Below are 20,516 nucleotides of genomic sequence, written 5' to 3'. Positions count from 1 at the left end.
GCCCGGGGCGGGGCGGTCGACGTCATCGGGGGTCCTCCTGGGGGGCGCTGGTGTGCTGGTCGAGGGTCTCCAGCGCGTAGAGGCGTTCGGGGGTGGCGTCGGCGCCGTCGACGGTGGCGGTGACCCGGCCGCCGCGCAGCACCACGACCCGGTCGGCCAGCGCGGCGATCTCCTCGTAGTCGCTGGACACCACGACGACGGCGACGCCCTCGGCGGTGAGGTCCAGCAGCTGGGCGTAGATGTCGAACTTGGCGACCACGTCGACGCCGGCGGTGGGCTGGTCGAGCACCAGCACGCGGCAGCCGCCGGCCAGCCAGCGGGAGAACACGACCCGCTGCTGGTTGCCGCCGGACAGCACCCGGACCGGACGGCCGGGGTCGTCGGCCCGCACCCGACCCACCCGCAGCGCCTCGACGGCGGCCCGCCGGGCCCGGCCGGGCAGGTGCACCAGCGGTGCGGTCGGGCCCAGCGCCAGGTTCTCGGTGATCGAGCGCTCCAGCAGCAGGGCGGACCGCTTGCGGTCGGCCGGCACGAACCCGATGCCGGCCGCCGCGGCGGCCGGGCGTCCGGTCAGCGCGCCGTGGCCCTCGAGCTCCACCGACCCGGTATCGGGACGGCGGACCCCGGCGAGCAGCTCGGCCAGCACCGAGGTGCCCGAGCCGGCCGGGCCGGACAGCGCCAGCACCTCACCGGGCCGGACGTCCAGGTCGACCGGCTCGAGCGACCCGGCGACCGACACCCCGACGGCGCGCACTGCGGGTGCCGGTCCCGCGCCGGGCGCCGGCCGCGGCGTGCGCGGCAGCCGCTGGTGGACGACGTCCCGGTCGAACATGGCCCGCAGCAGGCTGTCGGTGTCGGTCTCGGCGACCGGGACGTCCAGCACGTGCCGGCCGTTGCGCAGCACCGTGGCGGTGTCGGCGACCTCGAAGACCTCGTGCAGGTGGTGGGAGATGTAGAGCAGCGAGGTGCCCCCGGCGCGCAGCTGGGCGATGACGCCGAACAGCGTCTCCACCTCGTCCCCGGCCAGCGATGCGGTCGGCTCGTCGAGCACCACGACCGCCGCCGGGCGGGCGACCGTGCGGGCCAGCTCCACCAGCTGCTGCTGCGCCGGCGACAGGTCCCCGGCGCGGGCGCGGGAGTCGATGGCCAGACCGAGCCGGTCCAGGTGCTCCTGCGCGCGGCGGTGCACGGCGCGGGCGCTCACCAGGCCCAGGGCACCCCGGGGCAGGGAGTCCAGCAGCACGTTGTGCCCGACGCTGAGCTCGCCGGCCACGTGCCGCTCCTGCGGCAGCACCCGGATGCCCAGCCGGCGGGCGGCGACCGGGGTGTGCGCCCGCATGGGCACCCCACCCACGACGACCCGGCCGGCGTCGGGCCGCTCGGCGCCGGTGAGCACCTTGATCAGGGTGGACTTGCCGGCACCGTTCTCGCCGAGCAGGGCGTGCACGCTGCCCCGGCGCAGACCCAGCGAGACGCCGTCCAGCGCCCGGACGCCCGGGTAGGTCTTGACCACGTCCTCACAGGCCAGCGCGTACCCGGGGTCGGTGACGTCGACCGGGTCCACCGGCAGGGTGGCGGTCACAGGTCCAGCACCAGCACCGGGTCGACCGACCGGTCCACGCACAGCGCCATCCGCCGACCCGCCGCCCGGGCTCGGGGCGAGAGCACCGTGCAGCGGTGGTCCACCCGGCCCTCCAGGACCGTGCTGACGCAGGCCCCGCAGTCCCCGGCCCGACAGGTGGAGTCCACCGGGACCACCTCCTCGACGACCTCCAGGACCGAGCGGTCGGCCGGCACGGCCAGCGTCACGCCGCTGCGGCGCAGTTCCACGTGGAACGCAGCGACCGGGGACCCCGCTCCGGCCGGCACCCCGGGCACGCTCAGACCCGCTGGTGGGTCTTGACGAACTTCGAGGTCAGGTGGTCACCCGAGGTCGTGGGCGCGTAGCGCGGCTCCTCGCCGGGGGCCACCGTGGTGGGCAGCGCCTCGATGACGGCGTCGTAGTTGGGCTGGTGGAAGAAGACGATCGACATCCGCTCGGTGTCCGCGACGACGTCCCGCGGCGGGTTGGCGACCCGGTGCCGGGTGGAGATCCACTGGTCGTTGGTCCACTGGGCCATCAGGTCGCCGATGTTGACCACCAGGGCGCCGGGGATGACCGGGACGTCGAACCAGTCGCCGTCCTGGGTGAAGACCTGCAGGCCACCGGGGGCCTCCTCGGGCCGCACGATGGTCAGGCTGCCGTAGTCGGTGTGCGCCCCGGCCCGCATCTGGCCCCGCAGCGGGGGCTCGTCGCGGTGCGGGTAGTGGATCGCCCGCAGCATCGAGATGTCCTTGTCCACGTACGGGGCGAAGAACTGCTCGTCGAGGTCCAGCCCGAGCGCGAAGCCGCGCATGATCGTGCGGCACAGGTCGTTGGCGGCGTGGAAGTAGGCGGTCCAGGCCGCCTCCATGCCGGCGGGCTCGGCCGGCCATTGGTTGGGGATGAAGTGCGGGCCGGCGTTCTCCACCGAGAAGTACGGGTCGTCCGGGACGCCGACCGGACCGATGTCGAACTTCTGGTGCAGGTCACCGGGGGCACTGGTGTCGTCGTTGTAGGCGAAGGCCTGCTCACCGACGGCGGTGTAGCCGCGCACGGTCTTGGGGTCGGGCTGGGCGACGGCGCGCTTGGCCTCCAGCGGCTGGGCGAAGAACGCCTTGGCCGAGTCGTAGACCCCGGTCACCAGCTCGGGGTCCAGCCCGTGCCCGGTGATCTGGAAGAACCCGATCTCCCGGCACGCGGCGTCGATCTCCTTGCCGACCGCGCGGCGACGGGCCTCGTCGTCGCTGGACAGGTCGCTGATGTCGATGACCGGGACCACGCTCACGGTGTTCGCTCCTCGCCGGGGGGATGGGGTGCGCGACCAGTCTGGCCAGCGCCGCCCTCCGGGCGACATGTGCAGCGTTCACCGTGCGGATGTCTCGCAGATGGGTGGTATTCACACCCGAAACACGTGCGAGACCCGCTCGATCCCGGGCCGCCACACCGCCCGGGGCGACCCCGCCCCGGGCGGTGTGCGGCGGGTCAGCTGCGGGCGCGCAGCCCCCGCAGCGTGCGGACGGCGACGACCAGCTCGGCCAGCTCGTGCGCCTCGCCGGCGGCGAGCTCGGCCAGCTGGGCGGCGGCCCGCCGCTGGGCGGTGTCCCAGCGGGTGGCCCAGCGCTCGACCAGGGCGTCGGCGGGGTCGTCGTCCCCGGTGCGGGCGCGGAGCACCTCGGCGGTGAGCACGGCCTGCTCCGCGGCGAGGTCGTCGCGCAGCGAGGCGCGGGCCATCGCCGGCCAGCGGCGGTCCCGGGGCAGGCCGATGACCAGCTCGCGCAGCGGGACCAGGTCCAGCCGCTCGGCCAGGCACTGCCAGACCCGACCGGCCAGCCCGATCGGCGCCCCGGTGTCCTCGGCGACGACGGCCAGGTCCAGCGCCGCCGGCAGCAGCGCGGCGACGGCGGTGTCGGCGGCCAGCTCCGGGGGCACCCCGGCCGAGCGCAGCGACGCGGCCCGGTCGGCGTAGGCACCGGCGTCGGCGCCCAACAGCCACTCGGGCAGCTCGCGGGCGACGACGGCGACCGGGCCGGCGAACCGGGCGGTCACCGTGGCCACCGAGACGGCGGGCTCGGCGGCGAGCTCGGGCACCCGCAGCAGCCAGCGGGCGGCCCGCTCGGCCAGCCGGGTGGCCTCGGTGCGCAGCTGCACCTGGACGGCGGCGGGCACCCGGTTGTCCAGCGCGCGGGCGGCGTCCCACAGCCGGTCGACGTCGAACACGGCGCGGGCCACGGTGTGCGCCCGCACGACCGCGACCAGCGGCGCCCCGGTCTCCTCGGCCAGCCGGAACAGCCCGGTGACGCCGGCGGTGTTGACCGCCCGGTTGGTCAGCGCGGTGGCCACGATCTCCCGGCGCAGCGGGTGCGCCTCCACCGCGGCCGGGAACCGGGTGCGCAGCTCGGTGGGCACGTACTCGGTGAGCAGCCGGCCCAGGGCGGGGTCGTCGGGCAGCGTGGAGTGCAGCACCGCGTCGTCGACCTCGAGCTTGGCGTAGGCCAGCAGCACCGAGAGCTCGGGGGAGGTGAGCGCCTGGCCGTCCCGGCGCCGCTCGGACAGCGCCCGGCCGTCGGGCAGCGCCTCGACCGCCCGGTCCAGCCGTCCCGAGCGCTCCAGGGCGCGGATGAACCGGCCGTGGGCGTCCAGCAGGCTGCGGGCGGCGGTGGACTCGGCGGCCAGCGTCGCGTTCTGCGCGTAGTTGTCGGTGAGCACCTGGGCGGCGACCTCGTCGGTCATCGAGGCCAGCAGTGAGGCGCGGCCCTCGGCGTCCAGCTGGCCGTCGTCGACGACCCGGTTGATCGCGATCTTGATGTTGACCTCGTGGTCGGAGGTGTCCACGCCCGCGGAGTTGTCGATCGCGTCGGTGTTGACCTTGCCCCCGGACAGCGCGAACTCGATCCGGCCGCGCTGGGTCAGGCCCAGGTTGCCGCCCTCGCCGACGACCCGGACCCGCAGCTCCCGGCCGTCGACCCGGACCGCGTCGTTGGCCTTGTCCCCGACGTCCAGCGCGCTCTCGGTCTCGGCCTTCACGTAGGTGCCGATGCCGCCGTTGAAGAGCAGGTCCACCGGGGCCAGCAGCACGGCGCGGACCAGCTCTGCCGGCGTCAGCTGCTCGACGTCGGGCTCCAGGCCCAGCGCCTCCCGCATCGGGCCGCTGACCGGCACGGACTTCGCCGTCCGCGGCCAGACGCCGCCGCCGGCGCTGATCAGCATCGGGTCGTAGTCGGCCCAGCTGGACCGGGGGAGGGCGAAGAGCCGCTGCCGCTCCGCGAAGGAGGTGGCCGCGTCCGGGGTGGGGTCGACGAACACGTGCCGGTGGTCGAAGGCGGCCACCAGCCGCAGGTGCTCGGACAGCAGCATCCCGTTGCCGAAGACGTCGCCGGACATGTCGCCGACGCCGACGACGGTGACCTCCTGGCTCTGGGTGTCGATGCCCAGCTCGCGGAAGTGCCGGGTCACCGACTCCCAGGCGCCGCGGGCGGTGATGCCCATGGCCTTGTGGTCGTAGCCCACCGAGCCGCCCGAGGCGAAGGCGTCGCCCAGCCAGAACCCGCGCTCCAGGGCGACGGAGTTGGCCAGGTCGGAGAACGTCGCCGTCCCCTTGTCGGCGGCGACGACCAGGTAGGTGTCGTCGGCGTCGTGCCGGACGACGCCCTCGGCGGGGGCGACCGCGGCGGGGGCACCGCCCTGGGACACGAGGTTGTCGGTGAGCGACAGCAGGGCGCCGATGAAGAGCTTGTAGCAGGCCTGGCCCTCGGCGAGCACCTGCTCGCGGGAGGCGCCGTCGGCCGGCGGCCGGAGCACCACGAACCCGCCCTTGGCGCCGGTGGGCACGATGACGGTGTTCTTCACCGTCTGCGCCTTGACCAGGCCGAGCACCTCGGTGCGCAGGTCCTCGCGCCGGTCGGACCAGCGCAGCCCACCGCGGGCGACGGCGCCGAAGCGCAGGTGCACGCCGATCACCCGGGGCGAGGACACCCACACCTCGCGGGCCGGGCGCGGCTCGGGCAGGTCGGGGACGGCGTGCGGGTCCAGCTTGACCGCCAGCGGCGTGCCGTCGGTGAACGCACCCGCGACGTAGGCGGTGGTCCGCTGGGTCGCCTGGACCGCGGCCAGCAGGGCGGTGAGCACCCGGTCGGCGTCCAGGGACTCCACCGCGCCGATCCGCTGCCGCAGCCGGTCGGCCAGCTCTCGCTCGGCGGCGGCCCGGTCCCCGGTGTGACCGGGGTCGAAGCGCACCGCGAACAGGTCCACCACCCCGGAGACGACGTCGGGGTGCGCGGCGAGCACGGACTCCACGTAGCCGGCGGAGAACGGCAGCCCGCCCTGGCGCAGCCACTGCACGTACGCCCGGACGACGGCCACCTGCTGCCAGGTCAGCCCGGCCACCAGGACCAGCGCACCCAGGCCGTCGTCCTCGGCGTCCCCGCGCCAGACCGCGGAGACCGCGTCGGTGAACCGGCGGGGGAGGGAGTCCAGCGCGGGGATCGCACCCGTCGGGGTGGCCAGGCCGAAGTCGTAGACCCAGGCCAGCGGCGCGCCGATCCGGTCGATCTCGTAGGGCCGCTCGTCGACGACGTCCACACCCAGGTGCTGCAGCACCGGCAGCACGTCGGACAGCAGCAGCCGCTCACCCACCCGGAAGACGGTCAGCCGGCGCTCGCCCGGGGCGGCGTCGCGCGGGGTCCACAGCCGCAGCGACAGCTCACCCTCCGACAGCGACTCCAGCCGGTCCAGGTCGGCGACGGCGGTCGAGGCCGGGAAGTCCTCCTGGTAGGCGGCCGGGAAGGCGTCGGCGACCTGGGCCAGCCGGCGCTCGGCGTCCGCGCCGTACTCGGCGCCGAGCACGTCGGTGAGGTCGTCGGTCCAGCTGCGGGCGACCGCGGCCAGGGCGCGCTCCAGCTCACCGGCGTCGACATCGGGCAGCGAGGAGGCGCCGCGCTTGCCGATCGGCACCCGGACGACGAAGTGCAGCCGGGTCAGCACCGACTCGGTGGACCGGGCGGTGTACTCGACGCTGGTGCCGCCCAGCCGCTCCAGCAGCAGCTTCTGCATCGCCAGCCGGACCTCGGTGGTGTACCGGTCGCGGGGCAGGTAGACCAGCGCGGAGAAGAACCGGCCGAAGGGGTCCCGGCGCAGGAACAGGCGGGTCTGCCGACGCTCGCGCAGGTGCAGCACGGCCAGCGCGACCGGCAGCAGCTCGTCCACGTCGACCTGCAGCAGCTCGTCGCGCGGGTAGGTCTCCAGGACGTCGAGCAGCTCCTTGCCGGTGTGGCTGTCGGCCTCCACGCCGGAGCGGGCCAGCACCGCCGCGGCCGTGCGCCGGACCAGCGGCACCTCGGTGACGCTGGCGGTGTACGCGCCGGTCGGGAACAGCCCGACGATCCGGTGCTGGCGGCCGCGGGTGCCCTGCGGGCCGGGCAGCGTGACGGCGACGACGTCCAGCCAGGCCGGGCGGTGCACCGTCGAGCGGACGTCGGCCTTGGTCACCACGACCCGCCGTCCCACGACGTCGCGGGCCGCCGCGCCGATCGGCACCACCGGCGTGGACATGTCACCGTCGGCGCGCAGCACGCCCAGCCCGGTGCCGGGGACGGCGGCGGTCGCGGGGGAGCCGTCGGCGTCGACGACCAGGTCGACGTCCTTGGCGCCGAGGAAGACGAACGCGCCCTCGGCCATCCAGCGCAGCAGGGCGGCGGCCTCGTGCGGGTCGCCGAGCGCGGCGTCGGCCGGGTCGGACTCGTCCCACGGCTCGGCGTCCAGGAAGTGCGCCAGGTCCAGGGCGCGGTCACGCAGCTTGGCGGCGTCCTCGTGCACCCCGCGGACGTCGGCCAGCACGGTGCGCAGCCCGGCGACGAGGTCGGCGGCGGCCTCGTCGTCGACCGGGCCGGCGAGGACCACGGCCATCCAGGACTCGGCGAGGGCGTCGGCGCCGCAGGTCTGCGGGTCCCCGGAGTCGCAGAACTCCAGCAGCTGCCCGGTGACGTCGCGGCGGACCACCACGACCGGGTGCACGACGTGCTCGAGCCCCACGCCCTGCCGGACGACCTCGGCGGTGACCGAGTCCACCAGGAACGGCATGTCGTCGGTGACGACGCGCAGCACGCCCGGGGTGCCGTCGGTGGGGCGTCGCAGGTCCACGGTGGCCGAGCCCTGCGGGCGGGTGGCGGCCAGCCGCAGGTGGTCCAGGGCCAGGCCGACCAGCTCGGCGGGCTCGTGGTCGACGACCTCGGCGGCCGGCTCGCCCCGGTAGTAGCGGTGCACCAGCGCCGGGACGTCGTCGGCGGTCAACCCGGCCGGCAGCGCACCGACCTCGGCGGTGCCCAGCTCGGCGGCCCGGTCCAGCAGCTGCTGCTTCTCCCGGCGGGCCGCCTCCAGGGCGGCCAGGTCCGCCAGCCGCCCGCTGCCGCCCCCCGACGCCGTCCCCGCCGTCGAGGGCGGGGGACCAGGGAGGGTGCCGGGGCTCGCCATGCCTGGACGCTAGCCCTCCCGCGGCGCCTCGTCAGGTGGCGCACCGGTGGTCGTGCGGCTGCCCGCCAGGTCGCCGTGACGACACCGGCCGGGGGGTGACCCACCCGGCCGGCCGCAAGTCGGTCACACCCGCCGACTCCGCTGTCGGCGAGCCGTCCGGGGCCGAAACCGGTTCAGGACCCGGTCCCCCCGGAACCCCACCGATCGATGAAGGAGAACCGTGAGCTCGCCTCAGCCCCTCCGCCGCCGCAGGTTCTCGGACCTCCGCACCGGCACGAGGTTGTCCCTCGGTTTCGCCGCCGCACTGCTGCCCCTGGTCGTGACCTCCTGGCTGACCGTGGACAACCTGCACACGCTGGACCAGAACACGGCCAGCGTGCTCCACACCAACGACGTGCTGGACCGCTTCCAGGACGTGCGCAGTGCCATCACCGCCGCCGAGACCAGCCAGCGGGGCTACCTCGTCACCGCCGAGGAGAGCTACCTGGCCCCGTTCACGACCGCGCAGCGCGACGTCGGGACGGCGCTGGACGCCGTCGCCGAGCTGACGGCCGACAACGCCGTCCAGCAGGACCGGATCGCCACCCTCCGACCGCTGGTCCAGCAGAAGTTCGACGAGATGCAGTCGACCATCGACGTCCTGGGCGACGCCGGCTTCGAGGCCGCCCAGGCGATCGTGCTGACCAACGCGGGACAGGCCGTCGGCGAGCAGATCGACGGCCTGATCACCGACGGCGAGGACACGGAGTCCGCGCTGCTCACCACCCGGTCGGACTCCTCGACGGCGGCCGCCACCCAGACGCGCAACACCGTGTACCTGGCCCTCGTGCTGGGCGCGCTGGCCGTCGGCGCGATCGCCGTCCTGCTCACCCGCGGCATCTCCGGGCCCCTCCGGCGCAGCGTGCACGTCCTCGAGGGGCTGGCCGACGGGCGACTGGACCAGACCCTCGACGTCGACACCCGCGACGAGGTCGGCGACATGGCCCGGGCGCTCAACCGGGCCGTGGGGTCCCTGGCCACCGCGATGCGGGCCATCGACGCCAACGCCCAGACCCTGTCCGCAGCGTCGGAGGAGATGATGGCGACCTCCACCCAGCTCTCGGGCAACGCCTCGTCCTCCGCTCGCCAGGTGGAGGCCGTCTCGTCGGCCACCGCACAGGTCTCCACCGCCGTCGGCACCGTCGCGGCCGGCACCGAGGAGATGGGGGCCTCCATCCGGGAGATCGCCCAGAACGCCACCCAGGCCTCCGAGGTCGCCCAGCGGGCGGTCGCCTCCGCCGCCACGACCACCACGACGGTCGCCAAGCTGGGGGCCTCGTCCCAGGAGATCGGCGCCGTGGTCAAGGTGATCACCAGCATCGCCGAGCAGACCAACCTGCTCGCCCTCAACGCCACCATCGAGGCCGCCCGCGCCGGCGAGGCCGGCAAGGGCTTCGCCGTCGTCGCCAACGAGGTCAAGGAGCTCGCCCAGGAGACCGCGAAGGCGACCGAGGACATCACCCGCCGCATCGCCGCCATCCAGAACGACACGGTGGAGGCCAGCGCGGCCATCCAGGAGATCTCCGACATCGTCAGTCAGATCAGCGACCGGCAGGCCACCATCGCCTCGGCCGTCGAGGAGCAGACCGCGACGACCACGGAGATGGCCCGCAACGTGTCCGACGCCGCGTCCAACGCCCAGCAGATCGTCGCCAGCGTCGCCGAGGTGACGACCACCACCGCGGAGACGACGGCGGGGGCGGCGAACACCGCCCAGGCGGCCGACGAGCTGGCCCGGATGGCCGGCGGCCTCCAGCAGCTGGTCGGTCAGTTCCGGTACTGAGCGAGCGGTCGTGGGTGGTCAGTCCGCGCGGACCCGCAGCGGGAGCAGCAGCTCGGCGATCCAGCTGAAGACCGCGATCAGGAAGCCACCCACGACCGCCGTCCAGAACCCGTCGACCTCGAGCCGGTCGCTGATCGCCGCGGTGATCCCGAGCAGGGCCGCATTGACCACCAGCAGGAACAACCCGAGCGTCAGGACGACGAAGGGCAACGAGAACAGCCGCACCACCGGGCCGACGATCGAGTTCACCACCGCGAACAGCAGCGCGACCCACAGGAAGGTGCCGGTCTCACCGAACGTGCCGTCGGGGTTGCCGATGACGGTGATGCCGCTGACCAGCTGGGTGACCACGTAGATGATCACGGCCAGGACGACGACTCGGAGGGCGAACTTCACGAGTGTGGACACGCCGCAGACGGTAGCGGCGGTGATCACGGTCGGCCCGTCCGGCGCCCCGCCGCCGAGCTGCCCTGCTGCCCCACTGCCTCCCGCCCTGCTGCCTGCTGCTCAGCCGCCCGCCGAGCGCGGTCCCGCCCGGGAGCCCACCCACCGGCAGCGGCCACCCCAGCAGGGCCAGCGTCGCCAGCGCCGGTCCGGCGCTCGGGCCGCTGGACAGCGGCCCGACCCCGGTGGCCGCCGTCGTCCAGCTGCACGACCAGCCCGGCGGCGCCCAGGTCCACTCCGCCCGGCCGTACACGGAGGTGCCCGCACCCAGCTCGCAGCTGTCGCCGGCCCACAGGTACACGCCCCACCAGCCGATGACGAGCAGCGCCCCGACGGCCCACGACAGGATCAGCAGCATCCGGGTCATGCCCCCACGCTCGCGCACGGACCCCGGCCGGGGCATCCACCCGTGGGCTGACCGGAGCCCGGTCGGGCCGTGCCTGGGTGGGACCGCTCCCGGTGGGGGCACCCTGTGCCGGTGACCGACCACGACACCCGCCGGCCGCGGCCCGGCGGGGTCGACCTCCGGGTCCCCACCCGCGAGCTGGCCATCGAGGCCCTGCTGGTGGCCCTGCTCGCCGGCGCGGGAGCGGTCCTGTGCCTCGCGCTCGCCGTCGGCGTCGGCGTGGGCGCCGGTCCCCGGGCGGTGGGCGGTGCGGTCGCGCACCCCGAGGGACACCTGACCGTGGGCTGCGCCGACGGCTGGACCGGCAGGTCGAGGAGCTCAGGGCCTGGCTCGAGGAGGGGCCACCCTGACGGCACCCTCGCTCGGCCTGGACGGGACCCGATGATGCCCTCGTCTGGACCTCTCTAGCCCAGGACCTAGACAGCTGCAGACGACGACATGCAGGGCTCCGGCGCGGCGGGAACAGCCGGCGCCCCGGCGTGCTTGACTACGGGTGGCCGGTCCGGTCCATGCCCCCGGGCCTCACCCACGTCGCCACGAGCGACCACTCGCCGCGAGGCGGCTGTCGGACCGGCCCCCACACTCACACCGCCTCGGCGCGGACCGCCTTCCCGGCGGGGATCGCGGCCAGCAGGTCCCGGGTGTACGGGTGCTGCGGGTGGTCGAAGAGCTCGGCCGGGCTGCCGCTCTCCACGATGCTGCCGGCCCGCATCACGTGCACCTGGTGGCAGATCATCCGGACGACGGCCAGGTCGTGGCTGATGAAGAGGTAGCTGAGCCCGAGCCGCTGCTGCAACGAGACCAACAGCCGCAGGATCTGCGCCTGGACCAGCACGTCCAGTGCCGACACCGCCTCGTCGAGCACCACGACGTCGGGGTCCAGGGCCAGCGCGCGGGCGATGGCGACCCGCTGACGCTGGCCGCCGGACAGCTCGTGCGGGTAGCGGCGGGCCAGCGCGGGGTCGAGTGCGACCTGGGTCAGCAGCTCGGTCACCCGGGCTGCCCGCTCCGCGGGGGTGCCCACCTCGTGCACGTCCAGCGGCTCCCGGACGGCGTCCCCGACGGTGTAGCGGGAGTCCAGCGCGGCGTAGGGGTTCTGGAAGACCGGCTGCACCCGGCGCCGGAAGGCGAACAGCTCCCGGCCGGCGATCCCGGTGACCGACCGGCCGTCGAAGGCGATCTCGCCGGCGGTGACGTCCTCCAGCTTGAGCACCGACTTCGCCACGGTGGACTTGCCCGACCCGCTCTCCCCGACGATGCCGACGGTGGTGCCGCGGGGGATGGTGAAGGAGACGTCGTCGACGGCGGCGAACGCGGTCCGCCGACCGAGCAGGCCCTGGCGCACCGGGTACTCCTTGCGCAGCCCGGTGACCTCGATGACCGGGCCGTCGTCCGCCGGCCCGACCGGCGCGCCGACCATCGTCTCCGACGCCAGGCTCGGCGCGGCGGCGATGAGCAGCCGGGTGTACTCGGCCTCCGGCGCGGTGAGCACCGCGCGCGCGGAGCCCTCCTCGACGACCCGCCCCGAGCGCATCACCACCACGTGGTCGGCCCGCTCGGCGGCCAACGCCAGGTCGTGGGTGACCAGCAGGACGGCGGTGCCCATGGTGGCGGTCAGCTCGGCCAGCCGGTCCAGCACGACCTTCTGCACGGTGACGTCCAGGGCCGAGGTCGGCTCGTCGGCGATGAGCAGCCGGGGCCGGCAGGCCAGGCCCATCGCGATGAGCACCCGCTGGCGCATGCCGCCGGAGAACTGGTGCGGGTACTGGGAGTACCGCCGTCCGGCCTCGGTGATGCCGACGGTCTCCAGCAGCTCGACGGCCCGGTTCCTCGCCTCCCGGCCACGGGCGACCCGGTGCACCACCAGGGTCTCGGCGATCTGCGAGCCGACCGAGCGCAGCGGGTTCAGGTTGGACATCGGGTCCTGCGGCACCAGCCCGACCTGTCGGCCGCGGACGCCGTTCATCTTCTTCTCCGACAGCGCCAGCAGGTCCTCGCCGTCCAGCAGCACCGCCCCCCGGGTGACCCGCCCGTTGGGGGCGAGCAACCGGTTCACCGCCGCGGTCAGCGTGGACTTGCCCGACCCGGACTCACCGACCACGGCGACGGTCTGGCCCGCGTGCACGGTGAGGGAGGCACCGGACACCGCCTCGACGTCACCCCGGTCGGTGCGGAAGGCGACCGTCAGGTCCTGCAGCTCGAGCAGCGGGGAGGTGGTCATCTCAGCGTCCTCTGTTCTTGACGTCGAACACGTCGCGCAGGCCGTCACCCAGGAAGTTGACCGCCAGCACCACCGAGACCATCGCGATGCCGGGCCCGGCCGCGACCCACCACTGGTAGAAGTTCGCCGCCCCGTCGGTGATCATCGCGCCCCACTCCGGGGACGGCGGCAGCGCGCCGAGGCCCAGGAAGCTCAGCGAGGCGACCAGGATGACGATCTGCCCCAGGTCCATCGTGGCGTTGACCGAGACCGGGGTCAGCGAGTGCGGGAGGACGTGCTTGCGCAGGATCGCCGTCCGGCTCATCCCGATCGCCCGGGCGGCGAGCACGTGCTCGCGCTCCTTGACGGACAGGATCTGGCCGCGGATGAGCCGGGCGTAGATGGGCCACCAGACCGCGACGATGGCCAGGAAGGCGTTGGTCAGGCCCGGGCCCAGCGCGGCCGCGACGGCCATGGCCAGCAGGATCGACGGGAACGCCATGGTGATGTCGGCGGCCCGCATGAGGACCGCGTCGACCCAGCCGCCGAAGAACCCGGCGACGGCGCCGACCAGGCTGCCGACCGCGACCGACAGCACGATCGCGAACGCGGCCACCGGCAGTGACAGGCGCGCGCCGTGCAGCACCCGGGAGAACACGTCGCGGCCCAGCGAGTCGGTGCCGAACAGGTGCTCGCCCGAGGGCGGCAGCAGCCGGCCACCGGCGGCGGCGAACGGGTCGTGCGGCGCGATCACCCCCGCGAAGGCGATGACCAGCAGCCACACGACGACGACGGCCGCGCCGAAGACGATCTGCGGCCGGAGGAACCGCCGCAACCGCACCTGCAGGGGCAGCTCCTGGTCGTCCGACGGGGTCTGGGGGAGGCCGGTGCCCAGGGGGCCGGTCTCCGGGATCGGGCCTGCGGTGATCGTCATGACAGCCGCACCCTGGGGTCGATGGTCGCGTAGGCGATGTCGGTGAGGAGGTTGCCGAGCAGGAAGAGCACACCGCCGACCAGGCAGACCCCGGTGATGGCCGGGAAGTCCAGTGCCCGGGAGGACTCCACCGCGTAGGTGCCGATGCCGTTCCAGGAGAAGATCGTCTCGATCAGCACCGCGCCCATGATCAGCAGGCCCACCGAGACGCCGATGAGGGTGACCACCGGGGTGATGGCGTTCTTGAGCACGTGCTTGTCCAGCACCTGGCCGCGGGACATGCCCTTGGCGCGGGCGGTCCGGACGTAGTCCGCGCCCTGCTCCTCCAGCATCTGGGAGCGCACCAGGCGGATGACCGTCCCCAGCAGCGCCAGGCTCATGATGAACGCGGGCATGACCAGGTGCGCGAAGGCGTCGACGAACAGCGGCCAGTCACCGGCCAGCAGCGAGTCCACCGTGTACAGGCCGGTGACGTCGGGCGGCGGGATGACCCGGGCGGAGAGCCGGCCGGGGCTCGGCGCGATGCCCAGCGTGGCGTAGAAGACGAACAGGAAGACCAGTCCGACCCAGAAGACCGGCAGCGAGGACCCGACCAGCGCGCCCACCCGGACGACGCCGTCGGCGAGCCGGCCCTGGTTCCGGGCGGCGACGACGCCGAGCAGCGTGCCGAGCACGACCGCGATGACCAGGGCGAACAGCGCGAGTTCCAGCGTCGCCGGCAGCCGGGCGCCCAGGTCCGACAGCACCGAGGACTTGGTCCGGAACGAGGTGCCCAGGTCGCCGCGGACCAGGTTGGACAGGTAGAGCCAGTACTGCTCGGGCAGGCTCTGGTCCAACCCCCACCGCCGGGTGGCGGCCGCGACGACGTCGGGGTTGCTCAGGTTCCGCTCGCCCACGATCGTGGCCAACGGGTTGTCCGAGACCGAGCGGGACAGGAAGAACGCGATCGTGACGATGCCCCACAGCAGCAGGGGCATCAGGGCCAGGCGCCTGAGGGTGAAACGAAGCACGGGACAGCTCCCTGGGTGGGGTCGGCTCCGGTTCCCGGGGGGCGGGTGACCGCCCCCCGGGAGGACCAGGGGGTCAGTCTGCGAACGTCAGCCGGGTCAGGTCCAGGTTCCGGGTGATGTCGTAGTTGTTGCCCTCGAGCTCGGCGGAGCTGGCCAGGATGTACCGCGGGTTGACCACCGGCAGGATGATCGCGTCGTCGTACATCAGCTGGCCGACCTCGGCGTAGGTCGCCTCGCGCTCGTCCCCGGACTGCGCCAGCGCGGCCGCGGTGAGGGTGTTCTCCTCGGGGTTGACCGGCATGCCGGCCCGGTCGGCCCAGACGGCCCCGTCGATCAGCGCGAAGTACTGCAGGTACTGGATCGTGTCCGGGTGGTCGGGGGCGAAGTAGATGGCCGTGAACGGGATGCCGGCGCCGGCGATCTGCTCCCCCCAGGTGGAGAACTCCACCGGCGCCAGGTCCAGCGTCACCCCGACCGCCGCCAGGCTCTGCTGGATCGACTGCAGCATGACCCCGGAGTTGACCCCGTAGGCGGAGAACGTCGGGTATGTGACCTCGAAGGACAGCCCGTCGGGGTACCCGGCCTCGGCCAGCAGCGCCCGGGCGCCGTCGGGGTCGAAGGAGGGCAGCGGGAGGTCCTCGGTGCCCTCGAACCCGTTCGGGATGCCGGTGGACTGCAGCTCGCCGTTGCCGGCCAGCGTCGCGTCGATGACCGACTCGTAGTCGATGCCCATCCGGATGGCCTCACGGACCCGCACGTCCTGCAGGGCCTCACCGCCGGCGACACCGGGGGACAGCGCCAGGTAGAGGAAGTTGAACGAGGGCACGACCTCGGTGGTCAGTGACGTGTCGGACTCGACCTGGTCCAGGGCGTCGAAGCTGATCTGCATCGCCAGGTCGATGTCGCCCTGCTGCAGCTGCTGGAGCTGCGCGGAGGCGTCGGTGACCTCCTTGATGGTCACCCCGGAGAAGTTCGGCTCCTCGCCCCAGTAGGAGTCGTTGGCGCTGAGCACGATCTCCGACCCCTCGGCGTAGGAGTCCAGGACGTACTGACCCGACCCCGCGGAGTTCTCCAGGAACCACTGCTCGGCGGTGTCGGTGCTGGCCGCGTCCGCGTCGGCGGTGGCCCCGTTCTCGGCAGCGACGTCGGAGTTGACGATGCCCATGTAGGAGGCCGACGCGATGTTCAGGAACGCCGAGTTCGGCGCCGCCGAGGTGACGACGACGGTGCGGTCGCCGGTGGCCTCCACGCCGGTGATCCCCTGCATGAAGTAGCTGGGGTCGCCCTGCAGGTTCTGCAGCCGCAGCCAGGACCAGGCCACGTCCTTCGCCTCGACCGCGGACCCGTCGGCGAACACGGCGTCCGGGTCGATCTCGAAGGTGAACCGGGTGGAGTCCTCGTTGGTCTCCCAGGACTCCGCCAGCAGCGGCTCGAGCTCACCGTCCGGGGTCGCCCGGACGACCGTCTCGTAGACGGCGGAGTTGTAGATCTGGCACGTGTCGCAGAGCGACCGGGAGATGTCGAGGGAGTTCACGTCCATCGCCCGGCCGATGATGATCCCGGTCCGGTCGGTCGTCGCCGGGCCGGTGGAGGAGCAGGCGGCCAGGGCCACGGCGGAGAGGACGGCGACACCCGCCCGGACGGCGGTTCGTCGGTGCCGGTGGGCTGCACTCGGACGGACGCTGCTCATGGGTTCTCCTCTGCCGGTGCCGGATGGGGGTGGAACGGGCGGTGCTGGCCGAACGGGCGGAGCGGGCGGGTCAGCTGGGGAGGGAGCCGAGCTCGTCGAAGGCGTCCTGGGTGCGCAGCAGCGCCTCGTCGACGACGTCGTCGGTGTGGGCCGTGGAGAGGAACATGTTGTGCCAGGGGTGCAGCAGCACACCGCGACGGATCGCGGCGTCGGTGAAGGCGAAGGCCGTCTTCTTGTGCACGTCGTCGGCGAAGACCATCAGCGGCATCTGCACGGGCCCGGTGAGCTCCAGCGGGTGCCCGGCGGCCACCGACTGCGCCTCCAGGCCGGCCTTGAACCGTTCACCGGCGGCGGTGATCAGGCCCGGGGCGTCGACCTCGACGGCCTCGCGGACGGTGGCGATCCCGGCGGCCATGGGCACCGCGGAGTACCAGAAGGACCCGGTGACGTAGACCTCGGAGGCCGCCTCGCGCAGGGCGTCCACCCCGACCAGGGCGGACAGGGCGTAGCCGTTGGCGATGGCCTTGGAGAACGCGGTGAGGTCGGGTCGCACGCCCAGGCCCTCCCACGCGCCGCGGACGTCGAGCCGGAAGCCGGTGCGCACCTCGTCGAGCACCAGCGCGGCGCCCTCGGCGGTGGCCAGCCGTCGGGCGGCCCGGGCGAAGGCGGGGTCGACCGCCTCCTGGGCGACGAACGAGTCGTGCCGGAACGGCGCGACGATCACCGCCGCGATGTCCCCGGCGTGCTCGGCGACCGCGGCCTCCAGCGAGGCGACGTCGTTGTACTCGAACTCGACGATGTTGGCCCGGTCCTCGGCGGTGACGCCGGCCGCGCGGGGGGTGAACCAGTCGTTGGCCCCGTGGTAGGCGACGGCGGCCTTGAGGAACTTGGACTTGCCGGTGGCCGCCCGGGAGATGCGGATGGCCATCGAGGTGGCGTCGGTGCCGTTCTTGGCGAACATCGCCCAGTCGGCGTGCGCGACGGTGTCGGTCAGCAGCTCCGCCAGCTCCACGATGCGGGCCGAGGGGCCGGTCAGGGTGTCCCCGAGGACCAGCTGCGCCGCGGCGGCCGCGTCGACGCGGGGGTTGCGGTGACCCAGCAGCATCGGCCCGAAGGCGCACATGAAGTCCAGGTAGCAGTTGCCGTCGACGTCCCAGGTGAGGGCGCCCTCGCCGCGGTCGTAGAACTGCGGGTAGGACAGCGGGAGCGTGTGCTCGTTGGCCAGCATGTGGCCGTACATGCCGCCGGGGACGACGCGCGCGGCACGGGCCCGCAGCTCGGTGTCCAGCGTGCGCGACACGGTCAGACGGTCTTCGGCGAGGGTCACGCGGGGGCCTCCTGGGGCGGTGTCCTGCACGGTCTGACTATTTATGTCGGATGTTCGAGATAAGTTAGGGAACGACTACGCTGCTGTAAAGACCTCGGCCCGAGATCGCCCGAACACCTGCGCCGCAGCGCGCACCGGTCGCCACGAGGAGCCCCGTGCCGAAGATCGTCGACCACGCCCAACGCCGGCGGGAGGTCCTCGACGCCACCTGGCGGGTCATCGCCCGCGAGGGCCTGGACGCCGCGACGACCCGGCGGATCGCCGAGGAGGCCGGCTACTCGATCGGCGTGCTCACGCACTACTTCCAGGACAAGGAGGACATCCTCGTCTCCGCGCACCGGCTGGCCTTCGCCCAGGCCCGGGACCGCATCCTCGCCGCGACCAGGGAGCAGCAGGGGCTGCAGGCCCTCCGCGCGGCCATGCACGAGGCCCTGCCCCTCGACGAGGAACGCCACCTCGAGGCCCAGGTCGACGTCAGCTTCCTGGGGCAGACGGTGGGCAACGACCACCTGCGGGAGATCCGCAGCGCCTCGCACGCGGGGTCCCGCACCCTGTGGAGGGGCTTCATCACCCAGGCCCAGGACGCCGGCGAGGTCGACCAGGAGCAGGACGCCGAACTGCTCGTCGACGAGGTGCTGGTGCTCGTCGAGGCCCTGTCCGTGCAGGCCATCATCGACCCGGCCCGGATGACACCGGCCCACCAGGTCGTCCTGGTGGACCGGCTGCTGGAGCGCATCGCCGCCTGAGGCGCGAGCGGTCAGCGGGTGTGGTGCACCGTCGCCCGCTCGCTGACCGGCGTCGCCAGCCCCTCGAACCGGGCCTTGAGCTGCAACGCCAGGTACAGCGAGTAGTGCCGGGACTGGGCCAGGTTCCCGCCGTGGAACCACAGCTGGGGGACCGCAGTCGGCTTCCACATGTTGCGCAGCTCGCCCTCCCACGGGCCCGGGTCCTTGGTGGTGTCCGAGCCCAGGCCCCAGACCCGCCCCACCCGGTCGGCGGTCTCGGCGTCGACCAGGTCGGCGACCCAGCCGTTCATGGAGTCGTAGCCGGTGGCGTAGACGACGCGGTCGGCCGGGAGCTCGGTGCCGTCGTCGAGGACGACCGCGTCCTCGGTCAGCTCCCGCACCTGCCCGTGGGCCAGCGCCACCGAGCCGTCGGCGATGAGCTCGGAGGCACCGACGTCGATGTAGTAGCCCGACCCCCGGCGCAGGTAGGTCATCGTCATGCCGCTGTCGTCGTCGCCGAAGTCCAGCTCGAACCCGACGGCCTCCAGCCGGGCGTAGAACCCGGCATCGCGGGCCCGGATCCGGTCGTAGACCGGCTTCTGGAACCCGGCCAGCAGGCCGAAGGGCACCGAGGCGACGGTGAGGTCCGCGCGGTGCGTGGTCACACCCGCGGCGAGCGCCTCCTCGGAGTAGGAGCCCGCCATGCTGCGCAGCACGGCCTCGCTGCGGACGACGAGGGTGGAGCTCCGCTGCACCATCGTGACGTCGGCGCCGTTCTCCCACAGCGCGGCGCAGATGTCGTGCGCGGAGTTGTTCGACCCGACGACGACCACCCGCTCCCCGGCCCGGGTCGCCCCGCCGTCGTGCTGCGAGCTGTGCTCCTGACGGCCCCGGAAGCGGTCCGTCCCGAGGAACCGGGGCACCCGGGCCTTGCCCGACATGCCGGTGGCGAAGACCAGCTCGGTCGGGTGCAGGGTCAGTTGCTCCCCGTCGCGGGTGAGCTGGACGGTCCAGGTGCCGGCGGCCTCGTCGAAGCTCGCCGAGTCCACGGTGGTGGAGGACCAGAGGTCGATCTCCATGACCCGCGCGTACATCTCGAGCCAGTCGGCGATCTTGTCCTTGGGGGCGAAGACCGGCCAGTTCTCCGGGAACGGCAGGTAGGGGAGGTGGTCGTACCAGACCGGGTCGTGCAGGCACAGCGACTTGTAGCGGGACCGCCACTGGTCCCCGGGCCGGGCGTGCCGGTCCACCACGATCGTGGGGACGTCGAGCTGGCGCAGCCGGGCACCCAGGGCGATCCCGCCCTGCCCGCCGCCGATCACCAGCACGTGCGGCTGCCGGGTGCGGCCCAGCTCGGCTGACTCGGCGTCGCGGCGCTCCAGCCAGGTCTGCCGGTCCGCGTCCACCCCGTGCTCAGCGCCCCGCGGCCGCCGCGGGCCGACCGGCTCCTCGTGCCCGGTCAGCTCCTGCAGCGTGGTGAGCAGGGTCCAGGCCCGGCCGTCGCGCAGCCGCAGGTGCCCCCGCCCGCGCCCGACGGAGGTCTCGAAGTCCAGCCAGGCCTCCTCGACCGCCCCGGAGGAGGTCGGCTCGCCGTCCACCCGGAAGCCGGTCGGGTCGACCCGGTCGAGCACCTCGACCAGCCGGGCCCGGACGGCCGCCTGCCCCTCGGCCGTCGCGAGGTTCCACGTGAAGCTGACCAGGTCCCGCCAGAAGCAGTCCGGCGCGAAGAGGGCCACCGCGGCCTCGACGTCCCGCGCGGTGAGAGCGGCCTGGAACCGCTCGACCCAGGCGCGCACGTCGGTGCTCACCGGCCGGCCGGCCCTGCATCGGACCGGTGGCTGGGGGCGGTCGGCACGGCGCGCACGGGCACTCCTGACGTCTTTATTTATGTCGGCTGTTCGAGATACGTTA

The 20,516-nt window shown here is 73.6% G+C and carries 13 protein-coding genes; 2 read left to right on the top strand and 11 right to left on the bottom strand.

The features are described 5' to 3' along the window. Positions 1-22: 22 nt before the first annotated feature. The 4 genes from AC0IVP_RS06890 to AC0IVP_RS06875 form a co-directional block, all read right to left on the bottom strand. Positions 23-1,582, bottom strand: coding sequence for a sugar ABC transporter ATP-binding protein (locus AC0IVP_RS06890; protein ID WP_056295855.1), 1,560 nt, complete (start codon positions 1,580-1,582; stop codon positions 23-25). Further along, positions 1,579-1,869 carry a 2Fe-2S iron-sulfur cluster-binding protein gene (locus AC0IVP_RS06885; RefSeq protein WP_471755462.1) on the bottom strand — a complete coding sequence of 97 codons (291 nt, stop codon included), beginning with the start codon at positions 1,867-1,869 and terminating at the stop codon, positions 1,579-1,581. Before AC0IVP_RS06885 ends, AC0IVP_RS06890 begins: the two co-directional genes overlap by 4 nt. Before the next feature lie 11 nt (positions 1,870-1,880). After that, the gene (locus AC0IVP_RS06880; RefSeq protein ID WP_471755460.1) at positions 1,881-2,867 is read right to left on the bottom strand and encodes an isopenicillin N synthase family dioxygenase; all 987 of its coding nucleotides are present in this window, start codon (positions 2,865-2,867) and stop codon (positions 1,881-1,883) included. Positions 2,868-3,064: 197 nt separating this feature from the next. After that, a complete protein-coding gene (locus tag AC0IVP_RS06875) occupies positions 3,065-8,047 on the bottom strand; it encodes an NAD-glutamate dehydrogenase (RefSeq protein WP_471755458.1) in 4,983 nt (1,660 codons plus the stop codon). A gap of 220 nt (positions 8,048-8,267) precedes the next feature. Here AC0IVP_RS06875 and AC0IVP_RS06870 point away from each other — a divergent pair, with 220 nt between their 5' ends. Continuing rightward, the gene (locus AC0IVP_RS06870; RefSeq protein WP_471755456.1) at positions 8,268-9,869 is read left to right on the top strand and encodes a methyl-accepting chemotaxis protein; all 1,602 of its coding nucleotides are present in this window, start codon (positions 8,268-8,270) and stop codon (positions 9,867-9,869) included. 18 nt (positions 9,870-9,887) lie between these two features. Here AC0IVP_RS06870 and AC0IVP_RS06865 read toward each other — a convergent pair whose 3' ends face one another. The 6 genes from AC0IVP_RS06865 to AC0IVP_RS06840 form a co-directional block, all read right to left on the bottom strand. Further along, positions 9,888-10,277, bottom strand: a complete 390-nt coding sequence (locus AC0IVP_RS06865; RefSeq protein WP_235564797.1) for a phage holin family protein — start codon at positions 10,275-10,277, stop codon at positions 9,888-9,890. A 1,025-nt stretch (positions 10,278-11,302) separates the two neighbouring features. After that, complete coding sequence (locus tag AC0IVP_RS06860; RefSeq protein WP_471755454.1) at positions 11,303-12,940, bottom strand: ABC transporter ATP-binding protein; 1,638 nt, start codon at positions 12,938-12,940, stop codon at positions 11,303-11,305. A 1-nt stretch (position 12,941) separates the two neighbouring features. Then, a complete protein-coding gene (locus tag AC0IVP_RS06855; protein ID WP_471755452.1) occupies positions 12,942-13,853 on the bottom strand; it encodes an ABC transporter permease in 912 nt (303 codons plus the stop codon). Then, positions 13,850-14,863 (bottom strand): ABC transporter permease, encoded by a 1,014-nt coding sequence (locus tag AC0IVP_RS06850; protein WP_471755450.1) that lies wholly within the window; start codon positions 14,861-14,863, stop codon positions 13,850-13,852. The genes AC0IVP_RS06855 and AC0IVP_RS06850 overlap by 4 nt, the downstream gene beginning before the upstream one ends. A 73-nt stretch (positions 14,864-14,936) precedes the next feature. Further along, entirely contained in the window at positions 14,937-16,553 is a 1,617-nt protein-coding gene (locus AC0IVP_RS06845) for an ABC transporter substrate-binding protein (RefSeq protein ID WP_471755448.1), read from the bottom strand. A gap of 70 nt (positions 16,554-16,623) precedes the next feature. Next, the gene (locus AC0IVP_RS06840) at positions 16,624-17,880 is read right to left on the bottom strand and encodes an aminotransferase class III-fold pyridoxal phosphate-dependent enzyme (RefSeq protein WP_471755446.1); all 1,257 of its coding nucleotides are present in this window, start codon (positions 17,878-17,880) and stop codon (positions 16,624-16,626) included. A gap of 155 nt (positions 17,881-18,035) precedes the next feature. Here AC0IVP_RS06840 and AC0IVP_RS06835 point away from each other — a divergent pair, with 155 nt between their 5' ends. Further along, positions 18,036-18,626: a TetR/AcrR family transcriptional regulator gene (locus AC0IVP_RS06835; RefSeq protein ID WP_471755444.1), complete on the top strand. Its 591-nt coding sequence runs from the start codon at positions 18,036-18,038 to the stop codon at positions 18,624-18,626. A gap of 11 nt (positions 18,627-18,637) precedes the next feature. On the opposite strand, the gene AC0IVP_RS06830 is transcribed toward AC0IVP_RS06835, so the two are convergent. Beyond that, complete coding sequence (locus AC0IVP_RS06830) at positions 18,638-20,413, bottom strand: NAD(P)-binding domain-containing protein (RefSeq protein ID WP_471755442.1); 1,776 nt, start codon at positions 20,411-20,413, stop codon at positions 18,638-18,640. Positions 20,414-20,516 lie beyond the last annotated feature (103 nt).

This window comes from Klenkia sp. AC732, assembly GCF_979256525.1.
This window is presented reverse-complemented; position numbering and strand designations above follow the sequence as displayed.

What these genes read in the sequence shown, in the direction of transcription:
- AC0IVP_RS06875 (WP_471755458.1), bottom strand. Translation starts at nt 8,047, where the DNA reads ATGGCGAGCCCCGGCACCCTCCCTGGTCCCCCGCCCTCGACGGCGGGG.
- AC0IVP_RS06860 (WP_471755454.1), bottom strand. Translation starts at nt 12,940, where the DNA reads ATGACCACCTCCCCGCTGCTCGAGCTGCAGGACCTGACGGTCGCCTTC.
- AC0IVP_RS06855 (WP_471755452.1), bottom strand. Translation starts at nt 13,853, where the DNA reads ATGACGATCACCGCAGGCCCGATCCCGGAGACCGGCCCCCTGGGCACC.
- AC0IVP_RS06845 (WP_471755448.1), bottom strand. Translation starts at nt 16,553, where the DNA reads ATGAGCAGCGTCCGTCCGAGTGCAGCCCACCGGCACCGACGAACCGCC.